The 13551-nt window shown below is 62.9% G+C and carries 11 protein-coding genes; all 11 read right to left on the reverse strand.

Going from position 1 to position 13551, the window contains the following annotated elements:
• Positions 1–9 precede the first annotated feature (9 nt).
• The 11 genes from recN to KVU_RS07790 all read right to left on the reverse strand — a co-directional run bounded on the left by recN (position 10) and on the right by KVU_RS07790 (position 13521).
• A complete protein-coding gene (recN, locus tag KVU_RS07740; protein ID WP_013383207.1) occupies positions 10–1665 on the reverse strand; it encodes a DNA repair protein RecN in 1656 nt (551 codons plus the stop codon).
• A 9-nt stretch (positions 1666–1674) separates the two neighbouring features.
• Positions 1675–2538 (reverse strand): outer membrane protein assembly factor BamD, encoded by an 864-nt coding sequence (locus KVU_RS07745; protein WP_193365328.1) that lies wholly within the window; start codon positions 2536–2538, stop codon positions 1675–1677.
• A 131-nt stretch (positions 2539–2669) separates the two neighbouring features.
• Complete coding sequence (lpxC, locus tag KVU_RS07750; RefSeq protein ID WP_044007993.1) at positions 2670–3590, reverse strand: UDP-3-O-acyl-N-acetylglucosamine deacetylase; 921 nt, start codon at positions 3588–3590, stop codon at positions 2670–2672.
• Between the two features lie 203 nt (positions 3591–3793).
• Positions 3794–5422 (reverse strand): cell division protein FtsZ, encoded by a 1629-nt coding sequence (gene ftsZ / locus KVU_RS07755; protein ID WP_013383204.1) that lies wholly within the window; start codon positions 5420–5422, stop codon positions 3794–3796.
• 237 nt (positions 5423–5659) lie between these two features.
• The gene (ftsA, locus tag KVU_RS07760) at positions 5660–6994 is read right to left on the reverse strand and encodes a cell division protein FtsA (protein ID WP_060486266.1); all 1335 of its coding nucleotides are present in this window, start codon (positions 6992–6994) and stop codon (positions 5660–5662) included.
• A gap of 27 nt (positions 6995–7021) precedes the next feature.
• The gene (locus KVU_RS07765; protein WP_013383202.1) at positions 7022–7930 is read right to left on the reverse strand and encodes a cell division protein FtsQ/DivIB; all 909 of its coding nucleotides are present in this window, start codon (positions 7928–7930) and stop codon (positions 7022–7024) included.
• Entirely contained in the window at positions 7918–8832 is a 915-nt protein-coding gene (locus KVU_RS07770; RefSeq protein ID WP_081447053.1) for a D-alanine--D-alanine ligase, read from the reverse strand. The genes KVU_RS07765 and KVU_RS07770 overlap by 13 nt, the downstream gene beginning before the upstream one ends.
• A 51-nt stretch (positions 8833–8883) precedes the next feature.
• Complete coding sequence (gene murB / locus KVU_RS07775) at positions 8884–9816, reverse strand: UDP-N-acetylmuramate dehydrogenase (protein ID WP_013383200.1); 933 nt, start codon at positions 9814–9816, stop codon at positions 8884–8886.
• Entirely contained in the window at positions 9809–11221 is a 1413-nt protein-coding gene (murC, locus tag KVU_RS07780) for a UDP-N-acetylmuramate--L-alanine ligase (RefSeq protein ID WP_013383199.1), read from the reverse strand. The genes murB and murC overlap by 8 nt, the downstream gene beginning before the upstream one ends.
• Positions 11222–11223: 2 nt before the next feature.
• On the reverse strand, positions 11224–12348 hold the full coding sequence (locus KVU_RS07785; RefSeq protein ID WP_013383198.1) for a UDP-N-acetylglucosamine--N-acetylmuramyl-(pentapeptide) pyrophosphoryl-undecaprenol N-acetylglucosamine transferase: 1125 nt from the start codon (positions 12346–12348) through the stop codon (positions 11224–11226).
• On the reverse strand, positions 12349–13521 hold the full coding sequence (locus KVU_RS07790) for a peptidoglycan glycosyltransferase FtsW (RefSeq protein ID WP_013383197.1): 1173 nt from the start codon (positions 13519–13521) through the stop codon (positions 12349–12351). It abuts the gene before it with no gap.
• Between the last annotated feature and the right edge of the window lie 30 nt (positions 13522–13551).

Raw genomic sequence — 13551 nt, forward strand, 5'->3', positions numbered from 1 at the left:
GCGGGCTGCCTAGCGGCCCGCCGCCATCAATTCGCGCGCGGCGATGCGCATCGCCTCGCTGACCGGCTCGCGCGAGAGCATGCGGGCGATTTCCTCGACCCGCGCGTCTTCATCCAGTGGCACGACCCGCGATGTTGTCACACCATCCGTCACATGCTTTTCGACGCGCCAATGATGCGCACCCAGTGCGGCGACCTGCGGGCTGTGCGTGACGACCAGCACCTGACCGCCCTCAGCTAGCGCGCGCAGACGGCGGCCCACCGCGTCCGCCGTGCCGCCGCCAACGCCGCGGTCAATCTCGTCAAAAATCATCGTGAGGCCGGTCTGATCTTTGGTCAGACAAACCTTTAGCGCCAGCAGAAAACGGCTAAGCTCGCCGCCCGATGCAACTTTGCTCAGGGGGCCCGCAGGTGCGCCGGGGTTGGTGGCGGCAATAAATGTCACCTCGTCCATGCCATCGGGGCCACGCGACGCAGGTGCGATTTCGACGAAAAAGCGCGCCCGCTCCATCCGTAGGGGGGCAAGCTCGGCCTCGATCATCGTGGCAAGGCGCGCGCCCTCGCGCTGGCGCAGCGCGGTCAGGCGGGTAGCGGCGGCGTCATAGGCTTTCTGGGCGGTGCTGAGGGCGGCGGCCAGCTCGGCATCCTGCGCCTCGGCGCTGTCCAGATCATTCAGCCGTCCCGCCAGCGTTTCCGCCAGCACCGGCAATTCATCCGCCAGCACATTATGCTTGCGGGCAAGCGCGCGAATGGCAAACAGCCGCTCTTCGATTTGCTCAAGACGCATCGGGTCGAACGACAGCGCATCCAGACAGGTCTCGATCCCCTGCTCGGCCTCGCCCAAGGCATCGAGCGCCCGTGCCAGCGCATCCAGCGCGCTATCCAGCCGTCCCTCGGCTTGACCCGCGGCATCGTCCAGCCAGCGGATCGCATTGGCGACTAGCCCTTCGGCCCCGTCGGACGAAATCGCCTGACGCGCGCGGGAAATATCATCGCCAATGCGCGCAGCCGCCTGCATCAGGCGGCGTGCAGTGTCCAACTCCTGCTCTTCGCCCGTCTGCGGTTCCAGCTTTTGCAGCTCGGCCACGGCATGGCGCAGAAAATCCTCTTCGGCGGCAAGGGCGGCGCGTTCGGCAGCAAGGCTGGCCGCGCGCTGCGACAGGCGGCGCAGATCGGTCCAAGCGGCGCGGACCTCGGCCAGCAATGGCTCGGCAACGGCGAATTGATCCAGCAACTGCCGATGCATTTTCACATCCAACAACCCGCGGTCGTCCTGCTGGCCGTGCAATTCGATCAGATGGTCGGCAAGGGCGCGCAGCACCTCGGCCCCGGCGCGGCGATCATTAACCCAGGCCTGTTTGCGGCCATCGGGACTGGCGGTGCGGCGCAAGATCAGCTCGTCGGTGTCGTCCCAACCTGCCTCGGTCAGGATCGCACGTGCCGGATGGCCCGCTGGCAAATCAAACAAGGCGGTGACCTCGGCGCGATCCGCGCCCTGTCGCACAACCTCGGCCCGGCCGCGCCAACCCAGCACAAACCCCAAAGCATCGAGCAAAATGGATTTGCCCGCCCCTGTCTCGCCCGTCAGCACATTCAGCCCCGGCTGGAACGCAAGGTCCAGCCGGTCGATGATGACCATATCGCGGATTTCAAGGGCGCGCAGCATCCCCGCGCGTTACATCCACTCGCCGCGCACGACCTGACGATAGATCGCGACCAGCCAGTTATCTCCAGACGCCTCGGGCGACAGACCGCGCCCGGTCAGCAGCGCATAGGCATCTGCATAGAAAGGTGTCGATTGATAGTTATGGCCCAGAATCGCGGCAGCGGATCTTGCCTCGTCGGTTAGACCAAGGGCCATATAGGCCTCGACCAGACGCATCAACGCCTCGGGCGTGTAGGTAGTGGTCTGGAAATCCTCGACAACAACGCGGAAACGGCTGATCGCTGCGGTAAAGTTGCCACGGCTCAGGTAATACCGCCCGACTTCCATTTCTTTGCCAGCCAGATGGTCAAAGGCCAGGTCGAATTTCTGCACTGCAGCCGTCGCATATTCGCTGTCGGGATAGAGTTCGATCACGCGGCGCAGCTCTTGCAGCGCGCGGAAGGTCACACCCTGATCGCGGCCGATGTCGTCGATCTGATCGTAATAGGACAAGGCCAGCAGATATTGCGCATAGGCCGCATCTTCGTCCGTCGGATAGAAATCGACATACCGCTGCGCGGCCGAGCGGCTGTTTTCATAGTCGCGTGCACGGTGATAGGCAAAAGCCTGCATAATCAGACCGCGACGCGCCCAGCTGGAATAGGGATACAGGCGCTCGATCTCGCCAAAGAAGAAAGCCGCATCATCAAGGCGGTTCTCGTTCAGCTGCTGCTCGCCCAGGTCAAAAACCTGTTCCGCGCTATAAGCATCCAATGCGCCGGGTTGGCGCAGAACCGAAGATTCGTTGCTACTACAGGCTGCTAGCAAGGTGGCGCTTAGCGCCGCCACCAGAAACATCCCCCGACCGCCTGTTGCCTTGATCAGGCCTGCCATTGTCATGTCCCGGCTCCGTTCACGTCCTCACTTCAGGACGCTGTAGCATGAATTTTCCGGCGGCAAAATGGCTTTTGCCAGATCAGGCCGCAGCCTGAACCAAACCATGCCGATAAACCGCCGCCAAATGGTTAAGCAACGCGCGCGGTCGCGTGCAACAAACCGCCCTGCCCCGGCAAACGCGCCGCCATGGCCCGATTGCAGCTGACACGACGCCAAGCGGTCGGATCGGCAAAAAGGGCGCGCAGCAGACGGTTCGTCAGCGCATGGCCCGCCTTCAGGCCCGTGTAGCGACCAATAATAGGCGCGCCTGCGGTATAAAGGTCGCCAAGCGCATCCAGCATTTTGTGACGCACCGGCTCATCCGCGTAACGCAGACCACCAGGTGTCACAATCCGGTCGCCGTCGACGACGACCGCATTTTCCATCGTGCCGCCCAGGGCGAGGCCATGCGTGCGCATATCCTCGACATCCGAGAGCCGGCAAAAGGTGCGCGCATCGGCAAGTTCACGCTGAAACGCATCGCGCGACATGTTGAGCAGCATCGATTGATGACCGATTGCAGCATCCGGAAAATCGATTTCAAAGTCGATCTGCATCGAGGTCGCGGGGGAAAGGCGTGCCGTTGCCCCATTATGCGTGACGGAAACCTCATGCAGGATCTCGATCGCGCGAATCGGCGCGCGCAGCTGCGCGATACCGGCGCGCAGGAAACCCATCACAAAGGGGCGGCTCGATCCGTCAAGGATCGGCACTTCAGCACCATCGATTTCGATCATCGCATTGTGGATACCGCAGCCCGCAAGGGCGGCCATCACATGCTCGATCGTCGAGATCGTGTGACCGGCCGCATCCTCAAGCTGGGTGCAAAGCGGGGTCTGCACCGCGTGGTTCCACAAGGCCGGGATAACAGCGCCGCCACCAGCCGCATCCGTGCGGCGGAAAACGATGCCGTGATCTGCGCCAGCGGGCAGCACGGTCAGCGAAACCTGCTGCCCGGAATGAAGGCCTACGCCTGTAAAGGTGGCCGGCTGTTGAAGCGTTGTTTGCACGGGAGAATGCCTTTTGATCATCTTACGTTAAGCAAGTAGTGATCAGCGCCCGAACCCTCAATTCACAGATTGCGACGAGTTGAAACAATAGCTTAGCCAGATCAGGCCGGTAGTTAAAATTTTGTTATAATTCAACCAAATAATCAAAAGCCGCCCCGATTGGGACGGCTTTTGAATTGATGAAGGCGTTTGAAATCAGCCTATTAATTCGCTTGGCGACGCAGGAAAGCGGGGATTTCCACCCGCTCACGCTCCGGGTCAGAGGACGGCTCTTCGCGCGAGGCGCTGGGTTGGGGACGCGCGGGGGCTGCGCCCTGCCCGTCCTGGTTCCCACCCGCCATGCGTCCGATAATATTGCCGATGCCAAAACGCGGCTGCGGCTCGGGGGCGCGGCGCTGATCGGCGACCGGATTGTGATCAACCGCGTTGCTGAGGCGCTGCAGCGCCTCAGCAGCCGAGGTCGCGGGACGTTGCGGCGCAATGTAGCGCGGATCGGGTTGGTGCGCGGGGGCTGCAGGCTGCGACATGGTCGGCTGCGGACGCGGCGTATACATGGGCGGAACCTCTTCATAGGGTTCTGCCGCCGGACGCGGTGTCGGCGCATAGGTCTGGCGCGGCTCTTGGCGGACCAACTCCTGACGAACCGGCTCCTGACGGACAGGCTCGGGCTGCGGCGCATATTCCTGACGCGGCTGCGGCGCGGGATCGCGGTATTGCTCGGTGCGGAACTGCTCGTTGCGCTGCGCTTCGGCACGCACCACGGCCTCGACGGCGGGCTGCATCACCGGCTGCTGAAGGGGCTGTTGCTGCACCAGCGGCTGCTGCACCGAACGACGCGGAACCGGCATTTCAGGCGCCTTTTCAGCGGCATCAATGCCCGTGGCCACAACCGAAACGCGGATCTTGCCAACCATATCGGGATCGAGGGTCGAGCCGACGATGATATTCGCCTCGGGATCGACCACTTCGCGGATGTGGTTTGCGGCCTCGTCCAGCTCGAACAGGGTCATGTCATAGCCGCCGGTGATATTGATCAGCACGCCGCGCGCGCCGTTCAGGCTGATTTCATCCAGCAGCGGGTTGGAAATGGCTTTCTTGGCGGCGTCGATGGCGCGGGTCGGACCCTCGGCCTCGCCAGTGCCCATCATCGCCTTGCCCATCTCGTCCATGACCGAACGCACGTCGGCAAAATCGAGATTGATCAGGCCGGGGCGCACCATCAGATCCGTCACACCCTTGACGCCCTGATACAGCACATCATCCGCCATCATGAAGGCTTCGGTAAAGGTGGTCTTTTCCGAGGCGATGCGGAACAGATTCTGGTTCGGGATGATGATCAGCGTATCGACGACCTTTTGCAGGGCGGCAACGCCCTCCTCGGCCTGACGCATGCGCTTTGCACCCTCGAACATAAAGGGTTTGGTCACCACACCAACCGTCAGCACACCCATTTCACGCGCGGCTTGCGCGATGATCGGCGCCGCACCCGTGCCGGTGCCACCGCCCATACCGGCGGTGATAAAGCACATATGCGAACCCGCCAGATGATCAATGATCTGGTCCAGCGACTCTTCGGCGGCAGCCGCACCCACGGCGGGGCGCGCACCCGCGCCAAGGCCCTGTGTCACTTCCAGACCGATCTGGATACGCAACGCGGCCTTCGAGGCCACCAGCGCCTGCGCGTCGGTGTTCGCCACGACGAATTCGACGCCTTCCAGCTCTTGCTCGATCATATTGTTGACAGCATTGCCGCCTGCACCGCCGACACCAAAAACCGTGATCCGCGGCTTCAACTCGTCATGCCCCGGCATCGAGAGACTCGTGATATTCATGCGCTGACCGCCCGTATTTTCTGGCATCTGTGCTCTCCGCCTCGTGGTTTGGCCCGTATCGGGCTCTTGCTGCCTTGGGTGTGGTGCCCTTTCAGGCGATTCTAGCGCGCTTTAACCCCGACGTCACCGTAAATCATCAGCCCAAACCCGCGTTTCACGCGTTATCTAGGGGCAAATGGGCCGATTCAGACCAGTCCTAGTGGTTAATGCGCGAATTCCTGCCGCCGCGGGCCGCCCTCACCAATTATCCTGAAACCAGCGCATTGCCCGCCGCAGCGAGCGCGCCGGATAGCGTTCCGCCGGGATTTCAAAGTCCCAGCATTCATCTTGGGGATGCGCCGCGAACAGCGCGAGGCCGACCGAGGCCGAGAAATCCGGCCCTGTCGCGCCTTGCGGTAGCCCCTGCACCCGCAGGGGGCGACCAAGGCGTACCTGCTGGCCCAGAATCCGCGTCGCAAGCCCGTCAAGGCCGGGGATCTGACTGGCGCCGCCGGTCAGCACGATGCTTTGCGAGGGCAGCGAGTCGAACCATGCCGCATCCAGCCGCGCACGCACTTCTTCCAGGATTTCCTCCAGGCGCGGACGCATGATGCCGATCAGATCGGACCGGCTGATCCGGCGGCTGTCACGATCCCAGTCGCCCGTCTCGCCGCCGATGTCGATCATCTCGCGATCATCGCGGCCGGTGGCGACAACACCGCCGTGGACAGTCTTGATCCGCTCGGCCTGTGCCATCGACACCTGCAGGCCCATCGCGATATCGCCGGTGACGTGATCGCCGCCCATCCGCACCGCATCGGCATAGATCATATGCTTGCGCATAAAGATCGAGATCCCGGTCGAGCCGCCGCCCATGTCAATGCAGGCACCGCCCAGCTCCTGCTCGTCCTCGACCAGACTTGCAAGGCCTGCCACATAGGCGGACGACGCAATCCCCGCGCATTCCAGATGACAGCGCGAGATGGCGCGCAGCACGCTATCGACCACAGCCCCATCCACGGTCACCACATGCATATCGGTCGCCAATTTGCTGCCCGCCTGCCCGCGCGGGTCCGACAGGCCCGAGCGGTGATCAAGCGAGAAATTCACCGGCTGCGCATGCAGTACATTGCGCCCATCGCCAAAGTCCGGCACCTCGCAGGCGGCCAGAACACGGCCGACATCGCCCTCATCCACCGTTTTACCCGCCAGATCGACCGCGCCTTCCAGCCCATACGAGCGTGGCTGCGCGCCCGAGAAACAGGCGATCACGTGATCGACGCGCATCTGCGCCTCGGTCTGGGCGCTGGTGATGACGGTGCGGATCGCCTTTTCCGTTTCAGCCAACGCGTTGATCTCGCCAAAGCGGACGCCGCGCGAACGGGTGGTTGCCGCGCCAATGACGCGGATGGCGTTCTGCCCGCCCAATGCGCCGACGCTGTCGGACAGATCGCCGCGCCGCGGGGCCCCGATTTTCAGGATCAGGCAAGCAATTTTCGACGTTCCAATATCCAGCACCGCGACATAGCCACGTTGCAAAGCAACGGTGCGCATGTGGCGCATTGCGCGCTGGTTCTGGTATAGGTCGGTCATTGCTTTGCCCCGTTCTTATTCATTCTTTCACCCACGCCCCGCGCTGCGACCCGGCATACTGCGCAACGCATCGCGGGCGCGCTGCGTCATGCGGATCGTCTGGCGCGCGTCGTTGCGCATATCGACCACCGCCACGTCGCGCGACAGCAGTTGCTGCGCCTCCTCTTGCGCAATGACGCGCTGAAGGGCCGCGACAGCATCCACGGCGGGAAGCTGCACAATCTGTTCGCGATCCAGCACCAGATCCCAGCGCCGCTCGCCCATGCGCACCAGCGCCAACACCCGCGCCCCCAAGGGCGAGGCGATGCGGAAAAGCTCCATCGCCTCGGGGATGGCCGCTTGCGCGCCATCTCCGGCGATCAACGGCAGCTCTGGCCGGTCGGCGCGGTTCAGGATCATGCCAGTGGCGATGCCCTCGCCGTCCATCAGGCGCAGGCCATCGACATGACGCCAGACAGCAACCGGCTGACGTTCCTCGATCACGATCTGCAACACGCCGCCGCCAGCCTGCACGTTCACATTCCGCACCGGGCTGAGGGCCGCGATATTGGTGCGCAGATCCTGCAGATCGAGGTTGAAGGTCGAGATCGGAAAGGGAATATCCACCAACCCCTCGATCGCCAATGCAAGGTCAGGGCTTGCGCCCGTGATGGCAAAACTGCCGACCATGAATTCGGGCCGCTGCGTCACAGCGGCAATCGCGGCATTGTAATGCCCCATGATCCAGTCGCGGCTATCAGCGCGACCAAAGACAACGGCGACGGCCAGCGCGATAATGATGACGGGGGTGCCCAGCCGCACGCCCGCGCGAAAAGCCGGCGTTAGCATCAGGCGTTGATAGCGATAGGACCAACGCGACGGCGCGGGATCACGGCGCAGGTAACGGGTCTCGCGCTCGATCTTTCGATCTACCGGCTTTTTATCTACCGGCCGCATGACGCATCCTCGACCAGCCAACGGCAAAGCTCGGGAAAGCTGATCCCCGCCCAAGCCGCCTGTTCAGGCGCAAGCGAGGTCGGCGTCATCCCCGGCTGGGTATTCGTCTCCAGCAGGATCAACCCATCAAGGCCGCGCGTCTCGTCCCAGCGAAAATCAGTGCGCGACAGGCCGCGACAGCCCAAGGCACGATGCGCGCGCAGGGCATAATCCATGCATGCATCATAAATCTGCACTGGGATATTCGCGGGGATTTCATGGCGCGATCCGCCGACGGAATATTTGGCGTTATAATCATACCAGCCGTCGGTGATGATATCCGTCACAGTCAGCGCGCGATCGCCCAGCACAGCGGTGGTCAACTCGCGCCCTGCGGCATAGGCCTCGACCATCACGACATCGGGCATTTCGGGCGACAGTTGCGGCGGGCGGTTCGCGCCCGCATGGACGATATAGACGCCGACGGACGATCCCTCATTCGCGGGCTTCACCACATAGGGCGCGTCCATCATATGGCGCTGGCTGACCTCGTCACGCGCCGCCAAAAGGCTGGGCACGACCGGCAGGCCAGCGGCTTGATAGGTGGATTTCGTGCGCTGCTTGTCCATCGCAAGCGCCGAGGCAAGCACCCCCGAATGCGTATAGGGAATGCGCAGCCATTCCAAAATGCCCTGCACACAGCCATCTTCGCCCCAACGGCCATGCAATGCATTGAAAACGACATCGGGTTTTACGTGCGCAAGACGATCCACGAGGGTCGCATCTGCGTCCACCTCGACCACATCATATCCCGCCTCGACCAGGGCCTTTGCGCATTCGCGCCCTGAAGACAGAGAGACCTCGCGCTCGGCCGAGAATCCACCCATCAGAACAGCAACCCTGGGAACAGTCCTGCCCGACATTCCCACCGCCTCGTGATCGGGTCATTTTATGACCCTGTTTTAATTTTTGTTTTAGGAATTAACGATTGGCTCGCCAACTCTCTTAATTTCCCACTCTAGCGTGATGCCGCTTGCGTCGTAAACAGCTTTTCGAACGCGCTCGCCCAAACCCTCGAGGTCGGCAGCACTTGCCCCACCGGCATTGGTCAGGAAATTGGCATGTTTGGGGTTCATGATCGCGCCACCAAGGGTTGCGCCGCGCATGCCTGCGTCGTCGATCAGCTTCCACGCCTTCAGATCATGGACGTCATCCGCCTTGCCGGTCGAGGAAAACCCCGCCGGATTGCGAAAGGTCGATCCCGCCGTGCGATCCTTGCTGGGCTGGGTTTCATCGCGCTTTTTCAGCTGCGCGTCCATTGTGGCGTGCAAATCCTCGGGCGCGGCGGCGGGGGCATTGAATACAGCCTCGACCACGACGGCGCCGTCCGGCAGCGCGCTTTGGCGATAGGCCAGGCCAAGGCCCTTGGCGGCGATCACCTGCCGCTCGCCCGTGCGGGTAATCACGGTCACCTCGATCAAGCGGTCGGCAACATATTGCCCATAACAGCCTGCATTCATTGCAACAGCGCCGCCAATCGTGCCGGGAATGGTGCGCAGGAAGGTCAGATCCAGCCCCGCATCCGCCGCCTTGCGCGCCACAAAAGAATCAAGCGCGGCTGCACCTGCGCGCACGACGCCGCCTTCCTCAATCGTAATGCCGTTAAAGCCGCGCCCCATGCGGATCACCACGCCGCGCATCCCGCCATCGCGCACGATCAGGTTCGACCCAACGCCCATGGTGAACACCGGCACATCGGCAGGCAGTGCGCTGAGGAAATCCGCCAGATCATCGTGATCGGCGGGCTGGAACAGCCAATCCGCGGGCCCCCCAACGCGCATCCATGTCAGATCGCCCAAAGGCCGGTCAGCGGTCAGCGTGCCGCGCACGGATGGCATATCAGTCATGCGCCAGCGCCTTTGGCAGGTTATAGGCCCAAGCGGAAATCGTCCCTGCCCCAAGGCATACGAGCATATCGCCGGGCGCCATATACTTGCGCACGACATCGGCCAGATCAGCCTCGGATGTCACAGCAAAGGCATGGGGATGGCCGTGGGCGGTGATGCCCGCGACCAAATCGTCGCGGCTGGCGCCCGGGATCGGATCTTCGCCCGCCGCGTATACATCGGTGATCCCGACATAATCGGCCAGATCGAAGCAAGCGCTGAATTCGTCGAACAGATGCGCAAGGCGCGAATAGCGGTGCGGCTGATGCACGGCGACGACCTTGCCACTGGTGGCTTGGCGCGCGGCGCGCATGACTGCCGCAATCTCGACCGGGTGGTGACCGTAATCGTCGATGATCGTAATACCATCAACTTCGGCCACCTTGGTAAAGCGCCGCCCGACACCGGCAAATCCCGCCAGCGCCGCACTGATCGCATCGTGATCCATCCCCAAGTGCCGCGCAACAGCCACAGCCGCCAGCGCGTTCGAGACGTTATGATCGCCGGGCATTGGCAGGGTGCAGCCCGCAATCACACCATCGGGCAGCGCGATATCGAAATGGGCCTGTCCCTTTTCATAGGTCAGGTTCACCGCGCGAATATCCGCATCTTCGTTAAAACCAAAGGTCACCACACGGCGGTCGGTGACGCGTGCGGCCAGCGCCCGCACCTCGGGGTGGTCGGTGCACAGGACGGCAAGACCATAGAAGGGGATTTGCGTCACGAAATCGGTAAAGCCTTTGCGCAACGCCTCGATCGTGCCCCAATGCTCCATATGTTCGGGGTCGATATTGGTCACGATCGCGATCGTCGTCGGCAGGCGGATAAAGGTGCCGTCGGACTCGTCCGCCTCGACCACCATCCATTCGCCCTGCCCCACCCGCGCGTTCGAGCCATAGGCGTGGATAATGCCGCCATTCACTACCGTGGGATCAATGCCGCCCGCATCCAGCAGCGTCGCAACCATCGTAGTCGTCGTCGTCTTGCCATGCGTCCCGGCAACCGAGACATTGGACTTCAGGCGCATAAGTTCCGCCAGCATATCGGCGCGGCGCACCACGGGAATGCCGCGTGCGCGCGCCGCGTCCAGCTCGGGGTTACCCGCCTTAATCGCGCTAGAGATCACCAGCACGCCAGCGCCGTCGATATTCTCGGCCCGCTGACCGGTGAAAATCGTGGCGCCGAGGCCCGCCAGCCGTTCTGTAATCGCGCTGGATTTCAGATCCGATCCCTGCACCTGATAGCCAAGGGTCAGCAGCACCTCGGCAATACCGGACATGCCAATTCCCCCGATGCCGACGAAATGAAGGGGGCCGACATCTTTGGGCATTCTCATTCCGGGCACGGCTGGCACTGCGGGCAACATCTTTATTCCTTTGCTTCACTCACGGCGTATTTAGCGGGTTTCGCCAGCCCTTCAACCAGTTCGACCAACCGGTCGGTGGCGTCAGGGCGTCCCTGCGCCAATGTCGCCCGCGCCATAGCCAGCGCCTTTGGCGGATCGCTGAGGATGCCTTCCAATAGCTGCGACAGGGCATCAACCTCAAAGCTGCGCTCGGGCAGCAAAGCGGCGGCACCTTGCTGAACAAGGCCTGCGGCATTGGCGGTCTGATGATCGCCCGTCGCGGCGGCAAAGGGCACCAGAATGGCGGGGCGGCCAATCACGGTCAGATCGGCAATGGTCGATGCGCCTGCGCGGGTGATAACGATCTGCGCCTCGCTCATCCGGGTCGGGATATCGTTAAAGAACGGCGCGATTTCGGCGGGGATCGCCTCGGCCGCATAAAGCGCGGTGACGCGGTCGATATCCTCGGGACGGGCCTGCTGCGAGACGCGGATATTATGGCGCAGCGGCATTGGCAGCGCGGCAATCGCGGGCGGCACGACATCCGCCAGAATGCGCGCGCCTTGACTGCCGCCAATGATCAGCACCGACATCGGATAATCGCCGGGCTGGATATAGGGCGCGCCCGCCCGCAGCAGGACCGAGGCGCGGACGGGGTTGCCGGTATGAATACCCTCGACCCCCTTGGGCAGATCGGTCGGCCAGGTGCCGCAGGCCACAGCATTCACGCGCGGCGCAAAGACCCGGTTCACCCGGCCCAGCACGCCGTTTTGTTCGTGGATCATGCGCGGCAGACGCAGCAGCCAGGCCGCCGCCATCGCGGGAATCGACGGATAGCCGCCAAACCCGACCACCACGGCAGGGCGCTGCGCAATCATCTGCGCGACAGCCGAGATCACCCCCGCGCCAATGGCAAAGGGCGCCAGCAGCTTGCCCAGCACCCCTTTGCGCGCGAAAGTGCCGGATTTCAGTTGCACAATTTCAACCGCACTGGGAAAGCCGCCGACATAGCGCGCACCGCGCGCATCCGTGGTCAGACGCACACGCCAGCCGCGGGCCAGCATCGCCTCGGCTAGGGCCTGCGCGGGGAACATATGGCCGCCGGTGCCACCGGCGGCGATAATCAAAAGCGGCGATCTATCAGCCATTTATCGGCGCCCCTGACGCAACAGAATATCTCCGATCAAACCCTGCGGGCGGGCGCGGGTCAGTGCCATCAGCATCCCCACGGACAGCCCTGCGGCCATCAGCGACGAGCCGCCATAGCTGACGAACGGCAACGTCATCCCCTTGGCCGGCAGCAGGCGCACCGCAACGCCCATATTGATCATGGCCTGCACCCCGAAAACGGTCGCAAGACCGGTGCCCGCCAGACGGATAAAGGGATCGCGCTCGCGCATCAGGCGAAACAGCGAGCGCACAACGATAACCAAAAACAGCAGGATGATCGCACCGACCAGCAACAGGCCGTATTCTTCGGCAGCGACGGCGATGATAAAGTCGGTATGCGCATCGGGCAGCGACCATTTCACTTGGCCCTGCCCCACACCGACACCAAAGAAGCCGCCCTCGCGGATCGCATTGGTGGCAAAACCGATCTGGCTGCGCGGGTCGAATTCCTCGGCCAAAAAGCTGTTAATCCGCCGCGCGAAGTGGTCCGAGCTGTTATAGGCGATCACACCGCCGCCCGCGACGATGCCTGCAAGGCCCATCAACAGCACCATCGGCGCGCCCGCCACGAAATACATCACAGTCCAGGTAAAGATGATCAGCGCCGCTTGGCCAAAGTCTGGCTGCAGTGCCAGCATGATGACAATAACAGCGGTCAGCAGCAGCGAAATGCGCTTGCCGGGCGGTCCGCCCTCTTGCCCGCCCGCAACCAGCAGCCAAGCGGTCACGACGATAAAGAACGGCTTGAGCACTTCGGACGGCTGGAAACTGGCCACCCCCAGCGAAAACCACCGCACCGCACCCTTGCCAAAGTCAGTGCCGACAAAAGGCAGCGCCGCCAGCGAGGCAAAAGCAAAAACGAATCCCACCACCCCAAGGCGGCGGATCATCCGCGGCGACAGCATCGAGACCATCAGCATCAGCGTGATCGCCGCGATCCCAAAGACCGCCTGACGCACCACAAAATAGAATGAGTCGAGCTCTAGCCGCTGCGCCAGCGGGGCCGAGGCCGCAAGCCCCAGCAATAGCCCCAGCGCGAATAGCACCAGAATGCATCCGAATGTCAGCTTGTCGATTGTGCGCCACCAGCGCGGCAGAACAGGGTCGCCGACCTGCTGCACCGCCGCCGCGCGATAGACCATGTCTGTCATGGTATCACCGCTCTCCGCCTGAAAATGCCT

This window comes from Ketogulonicigenium vulgare WSH-001, assembly GCF_000223375.1.
GTDB classification, from domain to species: Bacteria; Pseudomonadota; Alphaproteobacteria; order Rhodobacterales; family Rhodobacteraceae; genus Ketogulonicigenium; species Ketogulonicigenium vulgare.